16 protein-coding genes, 1 other RNA gene, 1 pseudogene and 1 riboswitch are annotated in these 25,094 nt (G+C 49.1%); of the genes and pseudogenes, 5 read left to right on the forward strand and 13 right to left on the reverse strand.

Annotated elements, in window-relative coordinates:
• Window positions 1–275: 275 nt before the first annotated feature.
• Complete coding sequence (locus tag AC14M5_RS23440) at window positions 276–701, reverse strand: VOC family protein (RefSeq protein WP_484032147.1); 426 nt, start codon at window positions 699–701, stop codon at window positions 276–278.
• A gap of 233 nt (window positions 702–934) precedes the next feature.
• On the opposite strand from AC14M5_RS23440, the gene AC14M5_RS23445 reads away from it, so the two are divergent.
• The 3 genes and pseudogenes from AC14M5_RS23445 to AC14M5_RS23455 form a co-directional block, all read left to right on the forward strand.
• Window positions 935–1,648 (forward strand): response regulator transcription factor, encoded by a 714-nt coding sequence (locus AC14M5_RS23445; RefSeq protein ID WP_484032148.1) that lies wholly within the window; start codon window positions 935–937, stop codon window positions 1,646–1,648.
• A 349-nt stretch (window positions 1,649–1,997) separates the two neighbouring features.
• Window positions 1,998–2,399: a hypothetical protein gene (locus tag AC14M5_RS23450; RefSeq protein WP_484032149.1), complete on the forward strand. Its 402-nt coding sequence runs from the start codon at window positions 1,998–2,000 to the stop codon at window positions 2,397–2,399.
• Window positions 2,400–2,492: 93 nt separating this feature from the next.
• Window positions 2,493–4,064 (forward strand): annotated as a pseudogene (locus AC14M5_RS23455) (thrombospondin type 3 repeat-containing protein); the annotation flags it as partial.
• Between the two features lie 115 nt (window positions 4,065–4,179).
• On the opposite strand, the gene AC14M5_RS23460 reads toward AC14M5_RS23455, so the two are convergent.
• The 12 genes from AC14M5_RS23460 to ffs form a co-directional block, all read right to left on the reverse strand.
• The gene (locus AC14M5_RS23460) at window positions 4,180–5,394 is read right to left on the reverse strand and encodes a DUF1786 domain-containing protein (RefSeq protein ID WP_484032150.1); all 1,215 of its coding nucleotides are present in this window, start codon (window positions 5,392–5,394) and stop codon (window positions 4,180–4,182) included.
• 81 nt (window positions 5,395–5,475) lie between these two features.
• Window positions 5,476–6,351 carry a VIT1/CCC1 transporter family protein gene (locus AC14M5_RS23465; protein WP_484032151.1) on the reverse strand — a complete coding sequence of 292 codons (876 nt, stop codon included), beginning with the start codon at window positions 6,349–6,351 and terminating at the stop codon, window positions 5,476–5,478.
• A gap of 99 nt (window positions 6,352–6,450) precedes the next feature.
• Window positions 6,451–7,257, reverse strand: coding sequence for a class I SAM-dependent methyltransferase (locus tag AC14M5_RS23470; RefSeq protein WP_484032152.1), 807 nt, complete (start codon window positions 7,255–7,257; stop codon window positions 6,451–6,453).
• Window positions 7,258–7,467: 210 nt separating this feature from the next.
• Window positions 7,468–8,112, reverse strand: a complete 645-nt coding sequence (locus AC14M5_RS23475) for a hypothetical protein (RefSeq protein WP_484032153.1) — start codon at window positions 8,110–8,112, stop codon at window positions 7,468–7,470.
• Window positions 8,113–8,117: 5 nt separating this feature from the next.
• Window positions 8,118–9,089 (reverse strand): PIN domain-containing protein, encoded by a 972-nt coding sequence (locus tag AC14M5_RS23480; protein WP_484032154.1) that lies wholly within the window; start codon window positions 9,087–9,089, stop codon window positions 8,118–8,120.
• Window positions 9,090–9,114: 25 nt separating this feature from the next.
• On the reverse strand, window positions 9,115–10,602 hold the full coding sequence (gcvPB, locus tag AC14M5_RS23485; RefSeq protein ID WP_484032155.1) for an aminomethyl-transferring glycine dehydrogenase subunit GcvPB: 1,488 nt from the start codon (window positions 10,600–10,602) through the stop codon (window positions 9,115–9,117).
• The gene (gcvPA, locus tag AC14M5_RS23490) at window positions 10,602–11,951 is read right to left on the reverse strand and encodes an aminomethyl-transferring glycine dehydrogenase subunit GcvPA (RefSeq protein ID WP_484032156.1); all 1,350 of its coding nucleotides are present in this window, start codon (window positions 11,949–11,951) and stop codon (window positions 10,602–10,604) included. Before gcvPA ends, gcvPB begins: the two co-directional genes overlap by 1 nt.
• Before the next feature lie 44 nt (window positions 11,952–11,995).
• Entirely contained in the window at window positions 11,996–12,373 is a 378-nt protein-coding gene (gene gcvH, locus AC14M5_RS23495) for a glycine cleavage system protein GcvH (protein WP_484032157.1), read from the reverse strand.
• A gap of 302 nt (window positions 12,374–12,675) precedes the next feature.
• A riboswitch (glycine riboswitch) is annotated at window positions 12,676–12,778 on the reverse strand.
• A gap of 99 nt (window positions 12,779–12,877) precedes the next feature.
• A complete protein-coding gene (locus tag AC14M5_RS23500; protein ID WP_484032158.1) occupies window positions 12,878–13,390 on the reverse strand; it encodes a hypothetical protein in 513 nt (170 codons plus the stop codon).
• A gap of 71 nt (window positions 13,391–13,461) precedes the next feature.
• Window positions 13,462–14,355 (reverse strand): hypothetical protein, encoded by an 894-nt coding sequence (locus AC14M5_RS23505; RefSeq protein WP_484032159.1) that lies wholly within the window; start codon window positions 14,353–14,355, stop codon window positions 13,462–13,464.
• Window positions 14,352–14,711, reverse strand: a complete 360-nt coding sequence (locus tag AC14M5_RS23510; RefSeq protein ID WP_484032160.1) for a hypothetical protein — start codon at window positions 14,709–14,711, stop codon at window positions 14,352–14,354. The genes AC14M5_RS23505 and AC14M5_RS23510 overlap by 4 nt, the downstream gene beginning before the upstream one ends.
• Window positions 14,712–14,767: 56 nt before the next feature.
• Window positions 14,768–14,866: signal recognition particle sRNA small type (gene ffs, locus AC14M5_RS23515), an RNA gene on the reverse strand.
• A gap of 386 nt (window positions 14,867–15,252) precedes the next feature.
• Between ffs and AC14M5_RS23520 the strand changes: the two genes are divergently transcribed.
• Together AC14M5_RS23520 and AC14M5_RS23525 are read left to right on the forward strand one after the other, a co-directional pair.
• A complete protein-coding gene (locus AC14M5_RS23520; RefSeq protein WP_484032161.1) occupies window positions 15,253–22,278 on the forward strand; it encodes a sortase in 7,026 nt (2,341 codons plus the stop codon).
• 392 nt (window positions 22,279–22,670) lie between these two features.
• Window positions 22,671–25,094: DUF7507 domain-containing protein (locus AC14M5_RS23525; protein ID WP_484032162.1), on the forward strand; the 2,424-nt coding region annotated here is incomplete at its 3' end.

Raw genomic sequence — 25,094 nt, forward strand, 5'->3', positions numbered from 1 at the left:
GCCTGAAACAGGCTGGGTCAGTTTTTATTTGCGAGAAGATGGGGATGTGGAGCGTGCGATTGCCCTGCTCAAACGTTCTTATGAAATTGCCTTGAAACAGAATAACAAAAATAATTTTTAACTATACATTTTCTAAATTGATGTCGTTGCGAGCTGCCGTTCTTGTTCTTTGGCGGCGTGGCAATCTCCTTATTAAGTTGATTTGTCTCCTTATAACAGGAGATTGCTTCGGGCTAACGCCCTCGCAACGACATTTTTTACGGTAAGGTGAAAAATTAATCCAATTTCAAATTTCCATTTTCATCGAATGGGAAAAATGGGTTGTAAGCAACTTCCCAACGGTAATCATTGGGGTCGGCGAAATAAGAACTATATCCACCCCAAAAAGCCTTTTGTGGTTCTTTGATGATTTTTACACCCTTTGATTTCAAGTCAGCGATGATCTCGTCCACTTCAGCCTCACTGCGAGTGTTGTATGCCAAAGTGATTCCTGAAAATCCGCTGCCAGTTGGTGATGTCATCGCATCTTCTGCCAACTTCTCGCGCGGATAGATCGCGAACACCACTCCGCTCGTCTGAAAGAATGCCACGTCGTCCTGGCTGGCGCTGGCGGGTTTCCAACCGAGAGTCTTTGTATAAAACTCATACGACTTCTTGAAGTCCCGCACACCAAGAGTGATCAGATGAAGTTGCTGTTTCACAATTGACTCCTTTTCACCAGATTATCCCACAGAGCGATTCTACCCTGCTTCTTTTTATTCGAAATTTTCACGTGGAACATGACTCCTCCGTTGCCTGGATGTGATTGGAAAAGGCATCGGATGTATGATATATTTTGCCCTATAAAATTCCAACCATTGAATGACTCACCTCATACAGATGATGGAATCGAGTCGCATTAGATGCTCAAGCCATTTCACTGGAGGGACACTCGGTGAACAAAAAAGTGCTCTTAATCGATGATGACCCTGAACTCGGCAAATTAATCGAGGCGATCCTGAAGCCGCTTGAAATTACAGTCCATCAGGCACTTTCAGGGGGTGATGGGTTAAAGCAGGCCTACATGATCCATCCAGATATGGTCATTCTGGACATTACGATGCCAGGTCTGGATGGCTTCGATGTTTGTTCCCGCCTGCGTGAATTTTCCAATTTCCCGATCATGATGCTAACCGCTCGCGGCAATGAAAGCGACTTGTGGCGTGGTTTTAACGCGGGAGTGGATGACTTCCTGAGAAAGCCCTTCCGCAAGGACGAATTCGAAGCACGCGTACGCGCCCTGCTCAGGCGCTCGAACAATCAGGGCCCCGCCGAATTTTCCCATATAACAGCATACACAGACCCTGTTTTGGAAATTAACCTTATATTCAAGACCGTTAAACTGCGGGGGAGCCTCGTGGAACTTTCGCCCAAGGAATATGACTTGCTGGCGTATTTGGTGCGTGAACCGGGAAAAGTCCTATCGCATCGCGAGCTGGTGCAGGAGGCATGGGGAGAACATTACTCTAATGACCCTGGCGAGTTATCTCTTTATATTTACTACCTAAGGCACAAATTGAAAGATGGTCAGAATGGGCATCAATATCTCCGCACCATTTGGGGGCGTGGGTATACTTTTGCGCCTCGTAACAGCGAGGAAATTTCATAAGAATTCAAGGTCGGAAGAAGAGGGGCACTAGAATACTTCACCAAACCACCCGCGTTGATCTCAAAAGAATTCAAATAAAGTTCAAAGATTTAAAAAGATTTATGGGAGTAAAGTATGTCCATATCAATTTTTAAATAGATTTTGAAATGGATTTTTTATTGCTCTTCTATGAAGGGTTGCCTGTTTTGCTTCTGCAGCAAGATTGTTTTTCTCGCGTTATCCCGCATAGCCTGTTTTGTGTGATCTAACTGGCAAGGCTGAAGGAGGTGGCATCCAAAATAACGCAAACGCTTGGTCGAACCCCATGTATGGGCAAATTCGGTTTTAATTATTATTTTCAGGAGGAGCAATGAAAAATAAGTTTTCCGCAGCTTTATCGTTAGCCGTGATGCTGGCGATGTTGGTCATGTCACTCGCTTTAGCCGATGACTTCTCTATCGACAATGATGTATTCAGCTCGGGCAATCAGAATGGTGTAAGCCTAAGTGCTGCCGAGGGTGCGACTGTCAATACAAGCGCTCAAATTTTTGTTGACTATCAGGGTAGCAAACACTTGGTTGCGGGAAGCACCGTTACGTTTGCGGTAAGCGCTGCCCAGACAACTTTGCCCGCCGGTTACTCAGTGGCTGGGGTGTCGAGCCCGGTACCAAGCGACTGGAACGACACCAACGATCAATTTGTCGCTGGCTCTTCCAGTATTTCTTTCACCGCTCCGTCTGCGCCCGGTGTTTACTCGTACGTGGTGAAGTAGAGCGACACCAGTACCTGCTCATCTTCTGGCGATTGCCTAACCGGCGCCAATGCCTTTAACATTCAGCTCACTGTCACAGGGACTACCGTCGTGGATACAGACGACGACGGCGTGCCGGACGATGAGGACAACTGCCCGACCGTCGCGAACGGAGATCAAGCTGATTACGATGGTGATGGCCTTGGCGATGCCTGCGACCCCGATATCGACGATGATGGCGTACTTAATGAAACCGACAATTGTCCGTTTGTTGCGAACGGAGATCAAGCTGATGCCGATGCAGATGGAGTTGGCGATGCCTGCGACCCCGACGTCGACGGTGATAGTGTGCTAAATGGCACGGACAATTGCCCAACCGTTTCAAATGCAGATCAGGCTGATTCCGATAATGATGGTCTCGGCAATGTATGCGACCCCAATGCATTTGCACCTGAAGTTGGCTCAGCTGCTGCTGATGCTGATGGTGATGAAGGCGATACACTCTCCACATCGGGTTCCTTCACGGATGGCGATGGAAATTCCACACTTACTATTTCGTTCACCGGCGCTGGCACCGGCGTTGACAACGGCGATGGCACATGGTCATGGAGTTTCACTACCACTGATAATGGAAGTGGCTCCGTTACGGTGGAGGCAAGCGATGGTGACCACGCAGTTGCATCAGATAGTTTCGATTGGTCAGCCGCCAACGTTCCGCCCTCCGCTATGGGAGGCCCGGATGGACAGGGCACCGAAGGCTCGCCGCTTGGCTTCACGTGGTCATGCACTGATCCGGGCACAGCCGATACATGGACTGCTTCTGTGGATTGGGGTGATGGCAATCCACTAGAGAGTCTTGGGCCAGTGACTTGTAATTTAGGTACTTTCGGTGCATCGCACAGTTATGTGGATAACGGCAGCTATCTCGTGACACTCGCGGTCAATGATGATGATGGCGATAGTGGAACACACTCAGCCAACGCGGATGTTGCCAATGCCAATCCTATTGTTGCAGCTCCCTCGTGGCAGAGTCTATCAGTTGCTTGCCGCGTGCCGGCAACCCTGACCAATATCAGTTTCAGCGACGCTGGAGTGATTGATTACCCATGGAATGTAAACATAGACTGGGGAGATGGTTCCGCGGATACCAACTACAACACAAATACCCAGGGTGGTCAGGCTGATCAATCGCACACGTACAATAGCCCGGGAACTTACACTGCGCTTGTCACGGTCACCGACAAGGATCTCGGCTCGGGTTCCAACTCATCCGATTCGCTCACGGTGAACCAAACCTACTCCGTGGATTTCCTGCCCCCGTTTGACGATTCGACCCCTAGTGGTTTGATCGTGAACAAGATGAAATATGGACGCGTTGTGCCGGTCAAGGTTACGATCTATGATGATTGTGCACTCGCATATATTACCGATCCGACGATGAGTGTAACAATCAAAGTCAGCAAAACATCTGGATCAGGGACTAGCGATGCGATTGAGCAATACGCTGACGCAGGACAATCTAGCGGCAATACGAACCAGTTCCGTTGGGCTGACGGTTTTTGGATCTATAACTTGGATAGTAAGGCACTCACGCTCATCGTCAACAACCTCTATCGTGTTGATGTTTATGTCGGTGCGGTTCAGGCGACGGTTAGCAATTGGGCCGTCTTGCAGCCAGTGAAATAACTCAAAATTCGGGGGTGACGTGAGCGGCAGCTTATAATGCTTCTCACAATTCATGAAAAGAGGCTTGCGTATTTATATACGCGAGCCTCTTCGTTTGCATTGCAACTAGGGAAAATTATGCATCCCACGGAGCGACACTACGCCCGTGCCCGCCTCGCAACGACCCGATAATTGATTCTGCCAAATTCGGCATTACCTCCGCTGTGGCCCCCAGCAGACCGAAGCAGCCTGCGATCATCATGTCACCGAAGGGGGTAGCGAAATACGGACGCAACCGACCATTGACCATCGACGATTGACCATCTTCCATCGTTTGTGGTCCACCGTCCATCGTCCGAAACATACTTCGCCTCGGGCCTGTCACCACTACATCAAATTCATCACTTCCGAATTCAAATGGATCCTGTGAATACATCAACGCACCATGACCCATGTCATCAAATACATCTTCGTGTTTCAAAGAACCATCTGCCAATCTTCTTATCAATGACTCAAGTTTCGGCAAATCGATCTCACCTGTGTGATGTTCAAAGACTCCCTCGATTCCTTTTTCTCCCAAACGAAAAGCCAGTGTATGGAAGTTGCCCACATTGCAGATGATCTTCTGCCTGCGCGTAGTCACTTTGGTATCAAAGTCAGCACCTAGCACTGCGGCAGGTGCAGTATCCATCACCACCAGCGGACAGGGCAACTCACCAGCCGAGTCTGCTACAGATTGCAGGCGGGTCATGATTTTTGGAATGTCATCTGAGAGATAAGCAAAAGCAGAAAGGGAATTCCTTGCCCCCGAATGGGGGTGAGATTTGATTCTTTCATCTAAATAATCAAACCTGAATTGTCTGTCTGAAACCCCTGCAGGTGCGTTGCCATGATCGAACACTGCAACCGCAATTGCGGATAAGTCATTTAATGAAACGCCATAGTCATTGAAGGTTTTCGAGATTAACTCAAAATCGAAATCTTTCAACTCCAGTTGTTCTACATCTTTCATCTTTCTTCTTTCATCTTCCCCAACTATCTTTATCCCCAATGCCTCCACCTTATCCAGCTCATCATTCAACGTGGTCGCGGCAGAGGGTGTCATGTAAACAGGAATCCCTGCGCGCGCGTATTCTTCTATTGCCCAGGCCGAGGGGCCGCCACCCATTTGATGTCCAGTCAGCAGGATGGGGTCGCGGCGCGAAGCGTGAAGCGACTGCTTGAGACGCCGATGAACCATCATGGTAGGCGAAGGCAGCACGAGTTTGAATCCGTTCTCGATGTCGAGATTCGAATCGTAAAGAAAAATATCCTGCGTGCCTGTGCCGATATCTACCGTTAAAATTTTCATGAGTGCATTTAACCAGAGATGAACGGAGATAAACAAAGATTTTTCGTTTTATCCCTGTTCATCACCGTTTATCAGGGTGAATTATATTTCAATCCCAAGCCAGATGCGGATGAAATAGCCGATCACAAACGAGAAGGCTGCCACGCTGAGACTCAAACCAGCCATCTCGATAAACCGTTCGCGAAAAGATTCACCCTTGGCGACGGAGATGTAGTAATTGAAAACCGCGATGATGATAACGGCGGTTGTGAGCGCAATGGCGAGGTCGAGATAATAATTTTCGAAGAGAAGATATGGAAGAATGAGCAGGGTAACCGTGGTGATATAAGCAATGCCTGTATAGATCGCGGCGCGCACAGGATGTTTTTTTGTATCCTCCGAACGCGTGGATAGATACTCACTCGCCGCCATAGACATGGACGCGGCAATGCCTGTGATGAGACCTGAAAGGGCGATGAGTTTTGTGTTTTGCAGGGCAAGTGTCAGCCCGGCCAGAGCGCCTGTCAATTCCACGAGGGCATCATTCAAGCCGAGCACAACGGATCCCGCGTATTGCAGTCGTTCCTCATCCAGCATGTCAATGAGTTGTTGTTCGTGCTGGTCTTCCTCATCGCGATATTTGAGCGCCTCGGGAATCACTGTGGAAACGGATTCGTAATTTGCCTGCGCAGCCTGTTCACCCTGCTCCATAAGTTTGACACCGAAGGTAAAGCCGAACATAACGCTGACAAGATAATAGAACCAAACATTGACCCAGCGCGGTTGGACATCCTGATTGGTATATTGTTTCCAGCCGTTGTAGTGGCGTAATTCATCATCCCCGATATGATCCAGTATCTCTGCATTCTCTTCCGATTTGACACGCTTTGCAAGGCGTTTGTAAATGTGATGTTCGGTGATCTCGATCTCTTGAAAGAGGAGCACTTTGTTAAGAACGTCATCGCTGAGTTGCTGCATATTGAACTCCTTTCGAAAAATGTTCGAGACTATTGTAAGCGATTTTCCACGAACAAAAAGATGCGCCCGGAGCGCATCTTTTTGTTTTTTTGATTTTCGTTATGCCTTTTGCAAGACGAAGTACCAATATCTTCGATTATCCAAATGCGGCAAAGCGTTGGGCGAATTGGGGGTGAGTCCTGCAAAGTGATAGAACTGTTTCCGCATGATGGCTGGCACGTATTTATCAACCAACTGCCTGCGGCGTTCGCGATCCATTTCCATGGCCTTCAACACGTTGTCTGTGATGTCTTCCTCTTTGATAAGTTTCAATCCCAGGTTCTTTAACTGCGCATGCCAAATCGCCACTTTTTCTTCGTAACGCAGGTCGGTGTAAAGAAAATATCCATTTGGCTTGAGCACTCGTTTGACGTGCTCAAAGAATTTTGTGATGTTTGGGTAATAGAGCGAGGCTTCCACATTCACGACCACATCGAACGAATTGTCGGGGAAAGTTAGCGCCTCGGCGTTTCCATGATGGAATTTTAAACCTTCCACGTTGTTATATTGTTCGCGGCAAAACTCGATGGCGCGGGATGAAAAGTCGACTCCTGTATAGGATTTCGGTTTGAATTGACGGACGATAAAGTGCGCGCCTCCACCCCGCCCGGAGCTGATTTCCAGTGCTTCGGCATTTTCCCAATCTATATGCTTTGCTACGTGATAATAAAGCTGCATTGGGTAGCGGTGGATCTCATCTTCCGGGTCAAGCGGAATAGGCTCATGTCCCTCATGATGGGACGTATACCCAAAATTCATGAAGATCACATCCCTTTTCAGATTTAAGCTGGAAAGGAATTCATATTGCAGGCGCGTCAGCCAGCTTTTGATGTTTGGAAAACGGTGAAATAATAGCTTGTTGAACATGTCTCTCCTCCGGTTTTATATTGCGGAATAGCTTTTTGATTTTTGAACGCTGCGTATTATAACCCTGTGACTGAAACGAAGATAGCATGACAACTTAACAATAAAAATAAGCCTCGGATTTTCTGTGACCTATTTCACTATTCCACAACCCTCGCCTGCCCAGGCCCCTTCGAGGATGGGGAAAAACGAGAGTGGTTGTGGGGTTGTTGCTCATGCTTTTGATATTAATTCATTCAATCTGTTTACGTAAGTTTGGAACACAAGATCATTGAAATTAATTTTTTGCAGTTTTTGATACATATCCTCGATTGTCTTTTTCATTTCTTTTAAAAATTCTGTAGCATTAATTCTCTTTTCGGTCTCATTAAATAACTTTCCCGATCTGCCAATTTTCCAACCATTCCTAGTTTCGCCGTTATGCAAAACCCCACATCTTACATTCGTGTAAAAGTCGTGAGGGATCCCATTGTCTTTTGTTCGATCATTAATATTTGCATATTGAGTGGCCGACAGTCCACCAACAGAAAAACAATGAAATCTGGGATTAGTTACAAAGAAGTAACCAAAACACTTTTCACTATTTCCGCGCGTGTTCTTTAAACTCGGTACTGTGAACGAAATATATGTTTCAATCAACAGACAACAGTTAGCCATTATTGAAAAGCCATCTTTGTAATCCTTTTTGTAGTCCGAAGCCCTATATTCAAAAGGCTTGATATATCGCCTGTGTAATCTTTGATAGAAAAACCTAGCTAACTCAACTACGTTTGAGGTAGAAATCCATTGGCTGACTTGGCCAACAGTTATTTCTCTGCCATCATCATACGTAGCTAATATAACTTGGCTGTTTGTCATAATATTTACTCTCCTGAAAAATCGAGAGGTTTGCTATACATTTGTTCGTCATATTTCTTTAGCTTATTCTTGTACTTCATGACATCTATAAAATAGGTAATCGGTGATGTCGGTATTGCGATGGGCAAGAAGCCAACGCCAAGTTCTATGACTGTCCATAATATTGCACTAGATGCATCTGGCTTTGCTGCATCCCTCCAAAATTTCTCAGAAATCGTTTTTTCAAGCAACTCTTCTTTGAGCTCATTGATTGTCGCTTCCTTTTGTCTGAACTTGTGCATATATTTCGTTGCAAGTTCATGGGACTTCTTTGCATTACGGATGTTTTCTTTTGTTTCTTCGACTTGAACCTTATATTTTTGAAATGTTCGATTGTATACGTCCCTAAGCGGTTGTGACATATCCATAAGTTCAACAAAGGGAACTTTCTTAAGGGCTTCTAGATCGAAAGGAAGAGGCGCTTCCCAGCTAAATAATGGTTTTGGAACAACAGCTTTGATTGCTTTATCTAAAGTTAGTATTGGGATTTGCATGCTCTCAGATGCCACCAACAAGACAGCATCAATAAGATTTGCTACATGGCGCGCATTGCTGTAGTCTCTAGGATAGTTTCTGGCTCGTTCTATTTCTTCTGACTTCTTGAGTAACAATTCTTGGTTATTAATAAACTTTCTTGTGTCAAGAGTTCTTACTCTTTTTGACCCCATAAAAATTTTTAAATCCCTGTAGTCAGATTTGTCTAGGACATTTCTTCGAACATTAAAGTAATTGTTGAGTTCACTTAAGGTTACTCCTGTAATAAGAAACTCGTCACATGTTAAAGACGCCACCCTTAATTGTTCTTCCGCCTCGGTTTGTTGCTCAGTGTTGTTTGTAGTTAACGCGATGAGAACATTTGTGTCTAGCAGTATTCCTGTAGCCATAGATAGATTATAGCATTCGTTATTGAGAAGCAAAAAAGCCTCAGAGTTTTTCATCTCCGAGGCTTTTCTGTTTCAGCATTTACGCATTCAAATCGTATCCTTCAGGCAGCCAGCAGCACAAGACCAACTCTCTCGCCGCCTTGACCTCATCCATTCTGCCGAATTTCGTGGTGATCGGGGCGTTGTGGAGAAGTTCAGGCTGGGACTTGGCCTCCTCCGCGATCTTGATCAGGGCATCGGCGAAACGATCAAGCGTATCTTTGTTTTCGGTTTCGGTGGGCTCGATCATCAAGGCTTCGTGCACGATGAGCGGGAAGTAATTTGTGGGTGGGTGGAAGTTGTAATCCATCAGGCGTTTGGCGATGTCTAAGGCACGGATGTCACTGCCCTCAAATTGACCTTCGGCTACAAACTCATGCATACAGATGCGGTCATAAGGGATGGTGTAAGTATCGCGTAAGCGTGCCTGCAAATAATTTGCGTTGAGCACTGCGTATTGAGCAATATCCTTCAAGCCGTCAGGCCCATGCATGGAGATGTAGGTATACGCGCGCACGAGTCCGCCGCCGAAGTGACCGTGGAAAGCCTTCATGCGTCCGATGCTTTTCTTGGGCCTAACAAAGCCATAAAGTGGCGCGGTTTCATCATCACCTTCTTCAATGATGCCAACCAGTGGTGAAGGCAGGAAGTCCACAAGCTGTTGGCTGACGCCAACAGGGCCGGAGCCAGGGCCGCCACCGCCATGGGGGACAGAGAAGGTTTTGTGTAAATTGAAATGCATCACATCGAAGCCAAGGTCACCGGGGCGGACGATGCCGAGCAGCGCGTTGAGGTTTGCGCCGTCACCGTACATCAGGCCGCCGCATTTATGCACCAGCGCAACCACTTTTTCGATGTTCTCATCGAACATACCTAGTGTGTTGGGGTTGGTGAGCATCATGCCGACGACGGTATCGTCACAGGCGGCTTCGAGGGCTTTTAGGTCAACGTTACCGCGTGAGTCGGATGGAATGGTAATGACATTGAATCCCAACATACCAACGGAGGCGGGGTTTGTTCCATGTGCGGCGTCGGGGATGAGCATCTTGGTGCGTTTGATATCGCCACGAGATTTGTGATACGCGGCCATGATCAACACGCCGGTGAATTCACCGTGTGCACCAGCGGCGGGTTGTAACGTGACTCCTGCAAAACCACTAATCTCTTTCAGCCAATCCTGCATCTCAAACATCAACGCCAGGTTGCCTTGCACGGTTTCAATCGGTTGCAGCGGATGTGTGTAGAGGAAGCCTGCATAGCGGCAGGTATCTTCATTGATCTTCGGGTTGTACTTCATGGTGCATGAGCCCAAAGGATAGAAGCCATCGTCCACGCTGTAGTTGAATTTGCTGAGCTTTGTGTAGTGGCGTACCACGTCCACTTCGGCGAGCTCGGGCAGAGGCAGGTCAGAGCGTAGCAAATTCTTGGGAGGCAGAGCAGTATCAGGCACGTCTGAAGCGGGCATCTTTACGCCGCGTCGTCCGGGGGATGAAAGTTCAAAGATGGTGGGTTCGACAATGGTAGCCATTATTCCATCTCCTCTAAAACTTGTACGAGCGTATCAATTTCTTCCCGGCTGTTCATCTCTGTAACGGCAACCAGGATGTGGTCTTTGAGTGAGGGGTAATCCTTACTGAGATCGTATCCGCCAAAGATGCCGTTATCAAGCAAATATTGATTGACTTCGCTCGCGGGTTTGGGGCAGCATAAAACGAACTCATGGAAGAAAGGTTCGGTAAAGCAAAGACCAAAGCCATCGATCTTGCTGAGTTCGCTGGCAGCGTAATGCGCTTTTTGATAACAAAGGTTGGCAACTTCCTGCAATCCGCTTTTGCCGAGTGACGACATATAAACTGCGGATGCAAGAGCGAGCAAACCTTGATTGGTGCAAATGTTGGATGTGGCACGTTCGCGTTTGATGTGTTGTTCGCGCGCGGTGAGGGTTAATACATATGAACGTTGTCCGCGGTTATCAACGGTTTCGCCGATGAGGCGGCCAGCCATTTTATGCACGTATGATTTTTTGGTTGTGAAGAATCCGAGATAGGGTCCGCCATACCACAGCGGAATGCCGAATGGCTGCGCTTCGCCCACAACAATATCCGCGCCCATTTCGCCGGGTGTTTTGAGCATGAGTAACGCGGTGGGGTTTGCAACCACACAAACAAGCGCGCCTTTTGCGTGTGCATCTTCGATCAATTTTGTGTAATCATGGATGCGGCCAAAGAAATCGGGATATTGCACGATGACCAGCATGGTGTTGTCATCGATCAAGGATGTCAGTGCTTCGGGGCCGACCTCGAGATCGGCTGAGGGGTCATCCCCGGCTTCTTCCAAGCCCATGCCTTGTGAATAGGTGCGAATGACTTCGCGGTATTGAGGGTGCACGGTGGGAGACATGACAACCTTTTTGCGCTTCCCACGGAATTGAGCATAAGCGAGACTGACGGCTTCGGCAGTGGCTGTTGCGCCATCATAATGGGATGCATTTGAAACTTCCATGCCGGTCAGGTTGGTCATCAGCGATTGATATTCAAAGATGGCCTGCAATGTGCCTTGTGAAATTTCAGGTTGATAGGGTGTATAAGCTGTAAAGAATTCGCCGCGCCGAAGCATGTGATCCACAACTGAGGGGACGTAATGGTTGTACGCGCCCGCGCCAAGGAAGGAGATCATATGTTCGCGCACATTCTCATTGCTGGATGCCATTTCACTTAACAATGAAGCGGCTTCCATTTCAGTGAGAGCAGGTGGCAGGTTTAGTTCAGGGAAGCGATGTTTCTTTGGGACAGCGTCGAAGAGATCATCGAGTGATTTGACTCCGACGGTCTTGAGCATCGCATCCCGTTCGTTTGGGGAAATGGGTATGAAGGTCATATTACCTCTTATCGTAGGGGCGGGGTTACCCCGCCCCTACATGATTAATGTGCGCGTTCTTCGCAATACTTTTCGTACGCGGCTGAGTCCATTACATCACCGGCTGTGCCGCCTTCGATCTTGATCATCCAGCCCTCGCCGAATGGATCGGAGTTGAGCACCTCAGGCTTGTCGGAGAGTCCTTTATTGACCGCGCTGACTTTTCCAGCGGCGGGTGCGTAAATTTCAGCGGAGGCTTTCACAGATTCAACGGAGGCAATTGCTTTGCCTGCTTCAACCGTCTCACCTTCATCTACAAGGATCTCAATGAAGACAATATCAGAGAGCTGGCTTTGGGCGTAGTCGGTGATGCCGGCAGCGCCGCTGGCTGGGTCAAACCATTCATCGGATTTGGTGTACTTCAAATTGGAAGGGGTATTCATGTTTGGCTCCTGTTGTTTTTTGGAGTGCAAGAGCTCGTATGCCCGTTAGGGTACGCTCGTGCACCCGCCAGCAAGCTGGCGGACTCCAGAGGGGGAATTGGCGAATCAAAAAAGGACACACGATTCTACAATCGCGCGTCCTCTGTAATGGAACCTGAGAGATTAGTTGGGCAGTCGGATAGTTATTTAGTTATATAGTTACATAATTGGCCAGCCAACTACCGAAACTACCAAACTAGCGAACCATCAAACCAACGAACTTTACACCGTCGGTGTCTCAATGAAGAGACTTTCCAGAGTTATGCAGATACAGGGTCCTTTTGCCTGAGAGTTTCATCTGGTTTCGCCTGTTCCAGATTTGCACCTTCGGCGTCCTCTTGCGGGGATCTCTTCCCTGACATCTGTTCAGTTGTTTATGGATTCTAAGGTTGAGAGGGAGGAGAGTCAAGGGAAAAACGTCCTGAGTTTAGATAACAGCCGCCTTTTGGGTGGCTGTTATGGTTGTTATTTGCCGGCAACCTTGCGGGTGCGTTTCGGCTTTTCAGTTGCTTCTGGGATAACAGGCTCAACTGGTTCAGGCAGCGATTCTGATGTTGATGAGCTCAATCCAACCGGCTGAGGTGCAATCGGCGCGGATGGAGCTACAGCCAGGCCGCTGAATTGGTTGAAGTAATCCTTCACGGTCAGATCGTTGTAGAAGATCAGAGCCAGGATCCCAACGACCATTGAGAAAATATTACCCATCAGGAATGTCAATATCTCGAAGACTGCAATGGATGTCGACGGCAGCACCGGTTGTGGTTGTGCGCTTAAAAGTTTGGCAGCATAGATGATCTCAAAGATGCCCAGGATGGTGGGTAATATCGTGATCGGCAGGCAGATCACCCCTATGATCGTCCCAAGCGCAGTGGCAGATGCCACGAATCCCCAGAAAAGATTGATAATGCCACTGGTAAGGGTCATCACGGCAATGGCTGTGACCAGGCCGGGTTTTTGATTTGGATATGATGTATTCATTCGTTACTCCTTAATATAGTATAGGCTGAAAGATATAACGAATGAAAGGCGTGATGGTTGCAGGCTCTGGCTTATGGTTGTTGAAAGGTAAGCAATAACCCGCCAGGAAAATTGATCCCATTTGGGTCTGTGCATGTGGGTGCGATAAGATTGGGAACCAATGATCCGCCATTAACCACACGGACGTTATAAGTTGTGTCGGCTTGCATGACGAAATCGGCGTACCCATTCCCAAGCTCCGGTTTGAATCCGGTGAAGAAGCGATCTTCACCCTGATTCCAAGTGACGATAATCTCGATGCCCGCGATCTGGTTGCGGCGTGAGTCCATGAACATGAATTGCATCAGACCCGGTTGGGGACCCGGGTCACAGACCGAATCCTGCCCGACGAGGGCGAATGGGGCACCTGGCGCTGGGATGGGTGTGAATGTTGGACGAGGAGTGTTGCTTGCAGCGATGACGGGGATGAGTGGGGTCTGCTCAAATGAAGTTGAGATTGGAGTGACAGAGGTCTCTTCTATTATCATCTGGGTTTCTGTCGCCGGTGGTAGAGTGCCGAGCTCCGGCGTGTTAACGACATTTGCAAATGGAGTAACTACCGTGGAAGGAATACTTGCAAAGCCCTGCTTTAGGTCAGTGGCGAGTTGAGCGAGTGGTCGCGCTATTTCAAACGGTTCACCGGCTGCCAGCATGCGCTGTGCCTGAGCGCTGAGTTCACCGGCGGGATCTGGGTCGCCGAGCAATTCGAGGCGTGAGCGTGCGCGGGCCAGGTCATGTGTGGATACATAGGATGCTGAGATAACGATTCGATATTGGTCTTTGAAGTCAGCACGCAGGATGGCGGGGTTTGCGTCCACATAGGTGACAGGGGAGATAAACCATGAGTACACCAGACCAAGACCAAGTCCGGCAAGAAGCGAGAGGATGAGGTGTAGAGTTGTGCTGCGGAGATTGAGTCTGCTCATGGGTTGTTATTCCCCTGCGGTTGATATGTCTGCATGGCAGTTAAGAGATTTTGTAATGCAAGTATTTCATTTTGTGTGAAGCCGTTGCTGTTGGCATATTCCAATGCAGAGGCAGTGATAGTTGCAGGTGACTCGCTTCCGAGGATGGCAAGGCGGCGCGCGGCGGTTTCAGCGTCGAAGTCATTTTGAAACGCCTCCGCCACCATCAGCACGTAATCGACACGATAATCTTCCCTCAGGATATTTGGCGGGATATCAGTATATTCAATGGGATCAATGACCCAGCCATAAATGAGCCCAAGCGCGATTCCGATAATGACTGCAACGGCGATCTTTATTAAGTTTGTGGATGTCATGTTGGGATTATAAACACAAAAGACTTACACGAAGGATACAAAGTAACAAAAAAATATCCAGGCAGGCTACCGGCGGCACCCGAAGACTCTTCCTTACCGTTGCTATCTTTCGATCCTGGCGGGGTTCGAAAGGCTTCGCCGCGCCGGGCCTGCCCGGACGCTGGCAAGGATACTTGATGTGAGGGCGAGTGTCAACTAATCGGCCTTGAGTGATTTGTCTGTCCCCTCCAGTTAACAATTTTGACGATTTTTCTAGTTGGTTTTATTATTACTTAAGTGTAGAATTAGATAAATTAATTCTACACTTATAAGTACGATAGCGGATGCATAGACCTTGAATTTGGTCGCTTTTCCTGATTAGATAGTATTTTTGATGTTTCCAGCGAGGGTCAGGCAAGCAAACAGCGAAACCGGCCGCTCCTTTTGTTCCCTAGAGGTCCAGATGATAAAGAGTTTCGTTCGGTTTTTTCGCGTTGCATTTTTGATCGTCTTTGTTTTTTCGATCGTACCGCTGCAGAGTGTAAATGCTGCTGCAGGGGACTTGACCATTGAACCCAATACTTGGAACATCATTGGGTTGGATAGTAATACTCCAGCCACGGGTCCGTTTCGCTTTCCGATTGGGGCAAAGGTTTGTAATACAACCGGAAGCGATATGACCGATGTTGTTGTGTCGTTTTATTTCGACAACGGCAGCATCAGCACTGATCCTTATGCGGGTGATGATTACATCAACCTTCGAGTTGGTTCGCTCCAGACGATCACCATTCCCACAATTCTTGCAAACGACTGTGAAGACGCTTTCTTTGAAGTGGAAGTGAACAAGGTTGCCGCAGCCTTTGATAAGACCCGCGAGTATCACATCGTAGCGGCTGAAGGCGACCCGGAAGAAGTTTCCACTCCCCAACCGCGTGAACTATATGTTGAACACCTGATCTCGCAGAACCGCAACTCGGTGACCGATGTGGAATTGGATGACGTTTCGGTTGCCTCTGGCGGAACCATGACGCTCATGGTGGGCAATACCTACAAGATCGATCTCGAAGGCGGCACAGCCACACAGGGGTATAACCAGTTTGAAGATTTCATTAATTTTCCCAATACCATCTTCCAAATTCTGTCTGTGGAAACCACTTACTCGGCAGATTCAAATATACCTCCTTTAGCATCTCCCTATCCTTATCTATATGCGGATTCCTGCGGTTGGGATAACGACCCCAATAGCCCTACTTACCGCTCCTGCATTGAGAGTGATGAAAAAGCGGGCGGCAGTAACGTAACGACAACATACATCATCAAGATCATCGGTGGGGCGGGCACAACCCAAACCCTTAACACCCTGCTCTATGATTTTTCCGGCAGCAGCTATCACTATAACGCCGATTTTAGCTTGGGCACACGCTATGCTTATATCGTCGGCCCGTCTTCGGTAACCATGACGAAGTCCTTCAGCCCGAAAGCAATGTCGCCGGGTGGAACTTCCACTATGACCATTAAACTGGTCAATCCCACCACCCAAACCATCAATGACGCGAATTTTGTTGATCCCCTGCCTCTGGATGGCATCAACCAACTAGTAGTGGCGGGAACGCCAAACGTTACCTATAGTGGATGCGGCGCTGGCGCATTTACTCCTGTATTAGCAGGTGGGGAAACTTCCATTAGCTTTGATAACGGAACGATTTCTCCAAACAGCACCTGTACCATCACTTTGGATGTGACTGCTGCCTCAGATGGGACTTATGTAAATACAACCGATAACCTGTTCATCGATGTCGATGGCGTCAATACCGATACCGGCAATAATGGCAGCGACACTTTGATAGTTGCGTCTGCCGCGGCTTGTACGCCCGGGCAGACGCTGGTCAGGTGGGCCATGCCTGTTGGGGCTACGGTACCACCGGATACTGGTGGGTCGATCACAGTTCCTGCTGGCGTTGGAACACCTGGCAACCCAACAACTAACAATACTGGTTTTACTGCCACCGCGTATCACTTCCCGCTGGCTAAACAGTCGTCTGTGAGCGGTTCAAGCAGCCCGGATACCACGTCTGACGATGCATCCTGGAAAACGTACGGATATCAAGGCGATGGTGGATACGTGGAATTTGCAGTTGATACCCGTAATTACACCAATGTTCAGATGAGCTTTATGGTTTATACGGAAGGCGTTGGCCCCAACGCTTTGAATGTTACTTATATTGGTAATGGCTCCGGTACCGCTGCAACATATACTGTTGCTGGCGCAACTTTAACCGCTTCGGTCTGGAATACCAAGAACATTGATCTATCATCTTTTGCAAGTACGACAGGAACGACCACCATCCGAATCAGCGGCACAGGTGCGAATAATGACAACTCTGGTGCAGATGCGTACTTTAATGATGTCATATTCACAGGCTGTGCTGACCCTGTCCCTGCCCCGACCGTTACAAAATCCTTTGACACTGATCCTATCGTAGTAGGTGACACTTCCACGTTGACCATCACCATCAACAACACCGCCAGCGGAAGCCAGGCTTTGACCAATGTTTCGGTCACGGACGTGCTACCTCTGGGCCTTGAAATTGCTTCCCCGAATGGACTGGGCGGCACTTGTGACGATGTCGGTCCGGGCGGTGTGGTTGTCGCGGTGGCCGGAACGGATACGATCGACGTCTCGGGTATCTCGCTTGGCGTTGGGGCAAGTTGTACCGTGATCGTGGATGTTCTGGGCACGGACTCCGGCCAATATAACAACGTCACAGGCTTCGTTTCTTCAACAGAGACAGGGACAACTACCAGTTACGATGAAGATGCGATCACGGTCTGGGCTCCGCCGGTGATCGCCAAATCCTTTTCGCCGACTTCGATCTTTACAACCGAAACATCAACCCTGACATTCACCATCACCAACCCGAATACCTTCGGGCCACTGACTGGCGTTGGTTTTTCAGATTCTCTGCCTGCTGACCTGGATGTAAGCGACGCGACTACATCAGAATGCGGCGGCACCAACAACCTGGTGGTAGCCGATAACACCCCGGCTGTGGATACGATCAACCTTACAGGCGGTACGATCTTGGCGAACTCCAGTTGTTCATTCAATGTAACGGTCACTGGCACCACCGCTGGACAAAAGGATAATACAACCTCCGTTGTAACCTCCACCGAAGGCGGCGATGGCAATACTGCCTCCGCATCATTACTTGTTCAGGATAGGACACCATCCATCAGCCTGACCAAACAGATTTCTTCGGTTGGGAGTTCGGGGCCCTGGTCCAACTTTGTTGTTGTTCCAACCAGCAGTGATGTCTGGTATCGCTTTATCGTTTACAACAGCGGCGATGTTACGCTTACGGGAATCAATATTACTGATTCAGATTTGGATGTATCTTCCTGTATTTTCGCATCTCTCGCCCCGGGCGAAACCTATTATTGTGTTGTCGGCCCAATTACCACAGATGTAACGCCGGGTTCATATCCGAATACCGCGCAATCGCATGGAACTTACAGCAGCGTGGAACATGATTCATCTAATTCCACGGCTACGTATGCTAACCCTGAATTAACGATCACCAAGAGTGCGATTGAGAGTTACTTTATCGATGAAACAGACACTCTTAATTACATTTATGTAGTGGAAAATGTAGATAACGGTTTTGATGCGCCCATTTTGGGACCTGTTACCGTCACCGATGACAAGGTTGGAAGCGTAAGTTGTCAGTTGGTTAGCGATGTGGGTGATTTCGACAATTACCTGGATGTGGGTGAATCGGTGAATTGTCCGGCCACCGGCACAGTGGCTTATGATGTGCAGGCAGGGGATGTGACAGCCCTGGAAGTAACCAACCAGGCTTATGCGACTGCCAGCGGCGTACAGTCAAACACAGACACTGTTACCGTCCCACTTGCGCCTGATCTGACTGTCTCGAAAACCAATGACACAATTGGCGACACAATTGTTGTCAATGATGATTTCCACTGGACGTTGGAAGTATCCAATTCCGGCGGGACTGCGACCTTTACAAATGGCCAAACTCTCCTGATCGACAATCTTCCGACTTCCGGTGCAACTTATAGTTTAGCCAGTTCCATCGCAACCAACTCGGCTGGAACGACCGGCACGATTGACTGTTCCATTGCAACGAACATTCTGACTTGTACCGCAAATGGAACTGTAACCATCCCCAATGGTGGAAAGTTCAGCATTGCTGTCACAGTTACCCCGACAGTGGTCGGCTCCCTCGTGAACCCGGATGCGGCCGGCGTTTGCCGGGCCGATCCCGGCAACCTGATCGTTGAACTTAATGATAATAATAACGATTGCAGCAATACAGTCGCAGTTACCGCCCCGAACCTTGGCCTGGCCAAGAGCAACGGTGTGAGCAGTGTAACTGCCGGCGGGACGACGACCTACACTCTGACAGTGACCAACAGCGGCAATGCTGCCACGAGCGGGACGATCACTATCGTGGATGTGCTGCCAAGTGGACTAAGTATCACGGATGGAGCGGTGACCGAGGGCGGGGCAAACGCGGCAGACTGGACCTGTGCCTCAGCCAGCAATGTGATCACCTGTACCAGCAGTACGGCCATAGTGGCAAGCGGCGGAACGAGTATCTTCAACTTTACAGTAAACGTGGATGCGGGTGCGAGCGGTACTCTGATGAACAAGGCACAGGTGGGCGGAGGTGGTGATTCATCCAATCCGAACCCGCCAACCAGCACCACAGCTGGACAATGCACCGGAACGAACGCTCCAAATGAAGGTTGTGCCACTGACAGCGACTCGGTCATCTCGCCGGACCTTGGGCTGACGAAGAGCAATGGAGTAACTAGTGTGATAGCAGGTGGAACGACTACCTACACTCTGACCGTGACGAACTCTGGAGATGCGGATACGAATGGCACGATCACGATCGTGGATGTACTGCCAAGCGGATTGAGCATTACAGACAATGCCGGGTTCACGCCTGCTGCTGATTGGAGTTGTGTTGCTGCTAGCGACGTGATCACCTGTACGACCAGTGCTGTGATCGCATCTGGCGGCGGGACGAGCGCATTTGATCTGACAGTGGATGTGGATTCGAACGCAAGCGGGACGTTGGTGAATCGTGCGCAGGTGGGAGGCGGCGGGGATCCTGGCAATCCGGATCCTCCAACGAGCACTACCGCTGGGAACTGTGTCGACACGGATGACCCGACCAAGGGTTGTGCCACCGACAGCGACTCGGTCACCTCGCCAGACCTTGGGCTGGCAAAGAGCAATGGAGTAAGCAATGTGACAGCAGGTGGAACGACCACCTACACACTGACTGCGACGAACTCTGGAGATGCGGATACAAATGGCACGATTACGATCGTGGATGTATTGCCAATTGGTTTGAGCATTACGGATAACGCGGGCTTTACCCCCGATGGAACGAATGGCGCTAATTGGAGTTGCGTTGCAGCTAGTGATGTAATTACCTGTACAACAAGTGCAGTGATCGCTGCTTCCGGCGGCACAAGCGAGTTTGACTTGACTGTGGATGTGGATACAGACGCAGTCGGCACGTTGGTGAACAGAGCGCAGGTCGGCGGCGGGGGCGACCCTGAGAATCCCAACCCGCCGACCAGTACAACAGCGGGAGCTTGTACGGATACCGATATCCCGACCAAGGGTTGTGCTACAGATAGTGATGATGTGATTGCACCTGACCTTGGGCTGGCCAAGAGCAATGGTGCGACTACAGTCGTCCCCGGCGGCACGACATCATACACTCTGATTGTGACGAACAACGGTGATGCCTCAACGAGCGGAACAGTCACAGTAGTGGAAGTTCCCCCAACCGGGCTGACGGTGACAGCCCTTAGTGGTACAGGCTGGTCCTGCGTGTTAGGGACCCTAACCTGTACGCGTTCCGATGCTCTGACAATGGGGAGCAGTTACCCTGATATCACAGTTACTGCGGATGTCGCAGCCAATGCAGTTGGTCCGCTCTTGAACAGAGCCCAGGTGGGTGGCGGGAGTGACCCTGAGAATCCCAACCCGCCTACGAGCACGACAGCGGGAGCTTGTACAGACACCGATACTCCGACCAAGGGTTGTGCCACTGATAGCGATGATGTGGTTGCCGCTGATCTCTCTGTGATCAAGCTTGTAAATAATGCATCCCCGGTTGTTGGTGGCAACATTGTCTACACCCTCACGGTAACGAACGACGGTCCTTCAGATGCCACAGGTGTGGAAGTGAACGATCTGCTTCCCGCCGGGCTTGACTATGTCTCTGATGACGGTTCTCCTGGAGCGTACGACAGCGTCACTGGTGTTTGGACAATTGGTAATTTAGCAGATGGCGTTTCGGTCAGCCTGAATATTACAGCAACCGTTGTACAGGCTGGTAGTATTACCAATATTGCTGAGGTAACGAATTCAAATCAACCGGACCCAGACTCAACACCCAATAACGAGAACGGTCAACCATTTGAAGATGATGAAGCTAGTGTAACGATTGGTGGTATTTTCGATCCACCTACCGCCATCAAGAGTTTTAGCGAAGTCGGTTTGCCGCAATTGGAATTCCGCATGGTTTGGATCAATAGCAGTAATGCTGCGGCAATCAACGTCCAGATTATTGATGAGATCCCGGCCGGAACAACCTATGTGTCTAATAGCCTTACCTGTGTGTCACCGAGCCCTCTCAATACATTTACAAGCCCTGTAAATGCCACGGCCCCCTTGGAGACAACTCTTTCATCGTGCGCGTTTGATCCAAACTTTGGCACCAATGGCAGAATCCAATGGGAGGGTACGATTGGTGCGGATGATGGTAATCTGGATGAAAACTCCGCTGTCAACGAATTGGTGATCACCTTCCGCGTAACGGTTGATGATGCAGTGAATCAGGTTCAAAATACAGCCATTTCAGCCACTGATTTGGCTAATGGTGGAAGCTTTACAGATGATTGGGATAATGGGCCGTCCATCGTCCAGTCGAATGTGGTTGTATGGGTGCGTAGCACTGCAACCCCATCAGACCCCATTGAGAGGCTTCCCAGGGAATTACCAGCCACCGGTTTTGCACCGAATGCGATTACCACTGTAGGCCTACAGCCAGCGGAAAAGACCTATACAGCAACCGATGTTTGGCTGGAAATTCCCAATTTGGGCGTTGATATTCCCATCGTAGGTGTGCCATTGGTTCAAGCCGAATGGGATTTATCCTGGCTGGGCAATCAGGCTGGTTGGTTGGATGGAACCGCCTTCCCATCCTGGCAAGGAAACAGCGCACTCACCGGGCATGTGACCCTCTCTAATGGCAAGCCCGGCCCATTTGCAAAACTTGGTAACCTCAAATGGGGTGACAAGGTGATCGTCCATGCGTATGGGTATGCGTATGTGTATCAGGTTCGGGAGAACAAGACCATTGCTCCGAACAATACCTCGGTGTTGAAGCATGAAGAGGATTCCTGGCTGACGTTGATTACGTGCAAGAACTATAATGAAGCCAAGGATACATACGCCAATCGTATCTCAGTCCGCGCTGTATTGATCAGCGTGACAAAAGAACAGGCGAAAACCTCGTCAGGCCGGGAGAGGTAGCCCGAACTCAATTTAACATGACTCACCCACGATATTGATCTTTCGTGGGTGAGTTTGCTTTAAAAGCAAAACAAAACGCTGCGAATCCTGTCAAGGATACCTGATGTGAGGGGAGTGATAACTGAAGCTTCTTTAACGATTTGTCTATACTTGCTGTTTCCTAACAAATCTGATTATTTCATAATATAGGCATTAACATTACTTAAGTGTAAAATGAACCGAACTTTATAGTACTTAAGTATGATTGCGGATGCATAGACCCTGACCTTGGATTTGGTCGCTTTTCCTGATTAGGCATTATTTTTTTATTGATATTTCAGGTGAGGTTCAGGCGAGCAAGCAGCGAAACCGGCCGCTAAAACTTAATATCTTTTTCACCTCTGGAGGCCCATATGGGAAAGAATTTCGTCCGGTTTTTTCGCGTTGCATTTTTGATTATTTTTGTTTTTTCGATCGTACCGTTTCAGACAGTGTTCGCTGCGGCGTCTCTGACATTGACACCCATCACCTGGAATGTGGTTGGGTTAGATAGCAATGACGTGCTTGATGGCCCGAACAATTTTCCAGTGGGGGTGCGCGCATGCAACCCAGTTGGAAATCCCCTATCGTTTACCGATGTAGAGGCTGATTTTGTTTGGCAAGCGGGGGGAACCCAGACAAATGATGACTATATCCGGCTGCGACCTGGTTCGTTGGATCCGATCCAGCCCAACCCGCAAGTTAATCTTGCTCCGGGTGCATGCCATGATTTTTACTTCGAGATCGAGATCGAGCGCGATTCAATTTCCTATGATGAGACCCGCCGCTATGTGATCAATGTGACTTATGACGATCCCGATCTTGTCGGCACGGAGACAGTCAGCACACCCACGCCTCGCGAAATATATGTAGAACATCTTGTCTCACAGGAGCGCAACTCCGTGACGGATGTGCAACTGGATGGAGTTTCGATCCCGGTTGGCGGCACGATGAACCTTTATATTGGCGGGACTTATGATATTACGCTGCTGGGTTCCACAGCCACGCAAGGCTACGAACAAATCGAGAGTTTTATCAACATTCCAAACACGATTTTCTTGGTAAATCAAGTTACTACAACCTATGGCGCGGACGCTGGTACCGATTCCGACGCCGCCACCAAGCTTTACGCGGACGGCTGCGGCTGGGTTAATGATCCCACTGATGTGATCGTACCTTCCTACCGGCAATGCGCCGGTACCGGCAAATACGGCAATGATGTAACGATTGTTTACAACGTCACCATCATTGCCTCGTCCCCTTCCAGTGGAAGCTTGAACACCTTGATCTATGACTTCTCAGGCTCGAGCTATCATTACAACGATGACTTTAATCCCCCTGGCACAACTGTCCGTAACTACAATATCCTTGACGCAAACACTTGTACACAAGTGACCATCGCGGCGTGGGATTTTAATGCCAGCCTTACCACTGCATCGACTGACAACGCGGCAGGCACGCCCACCATAACAGCAAATTCATTATCCGCGGCTTCTAGTGTTTCCGGCTTTAGTGGTGGTGCAGGAGATAATGCCCGTTCACACACACTCTGGAATACAGGAACACTGAACACAGCCAGTGACTATCTTCAGTTCGATGTCAGCACCGAAGGCTATTACAATATTAGCCTATCATATGATGTTTACCGCTCATCACAGGGGCCTATCAACTTAACTCCTGCTTATGATGATAATGGAGTGGGGACTCCTACGACCCTGACAGGACATGCACTGACTGATCAAAATACTTGGTATTCCTTCAGTGATGATCTAGCTGCCGTTTCCGCGCTTGACAATGCTGCAACGGCCCGCTTTTTGCTTTACGGGCATGATGCTGGGGGAACAGGTGGAACCATGCGCGCAGATAACTTCACTGTTGTGGGCTGTGAACTTCCCGCCGCCTTGAATCTCGACAAATCTGCCAACCCAACCACTTTTACGGCAGATGGCGAGACAATTACCTATACCTATACGTTAACTAATGCTGGTGATGTTTCAATTCAATCACCTTATGATATTGATGACAATCTCATCCCTGACCTTGACATTGATTGCTCCGCTGCGACCAGCCCATTAGTGTCAGGAGCATCCACAACCTGTACGGGTACGTACAGTACAACTCTTGGAGATGTATCGGCTGAATCTGTTACGAATACAGCTACAGCAGATGCATTCACTGTCATTGGGGACGCGGTGACATCAAACCAGGCCTCAGAGACAATCGTCTTATCGCCGGATCTCGCAGTCAATAAGACGAACGACGTCAGCGGAAGTGTGGTTTTTGGAACTCCCTTCAACTGGACATTGACCGTTAGCAACGCAGGCGGAACTGCTACCTTCAACGATGGCGATGTTATTTTGCGTGATAACTTACCAAGTGGTCCAACATATGGATCGGTTACGATCACACCTGGAGTTACTGCGCCAGGCGGTACAGGCACCATCAGTTGTTCGATCACAACGGATGTTCTTACCTGTACAGCCAGCGGCGGACCTGTCACATTTGGAAACGCATCCTCATTTGATGCCGAATTCAGTGTCACACCGGCTGCAGCGGGTTCCCTTGTGAATCCAACTGGCGGTGTCTGCGCCGTTGACCCGGATAGTGTAGTCACTGAAAGTGATGAAACGAATAACTGTACAGATACTGTTACAGTTATTTCAGCTAACCCTGCCATGACAATCCTGAAGCAAGTTTCCACTTCCGCAACTGGTCCCTGGAATGACACTACTATCACCGTCGATGCAGGCGACACGGTCTATTATCAAGTCACGGTCGAGAACACCGGCAATGTCGAC

The sequence above is a fragment of the Candidatus Villigracilis sp. genome (assembly GCF_057083605.1).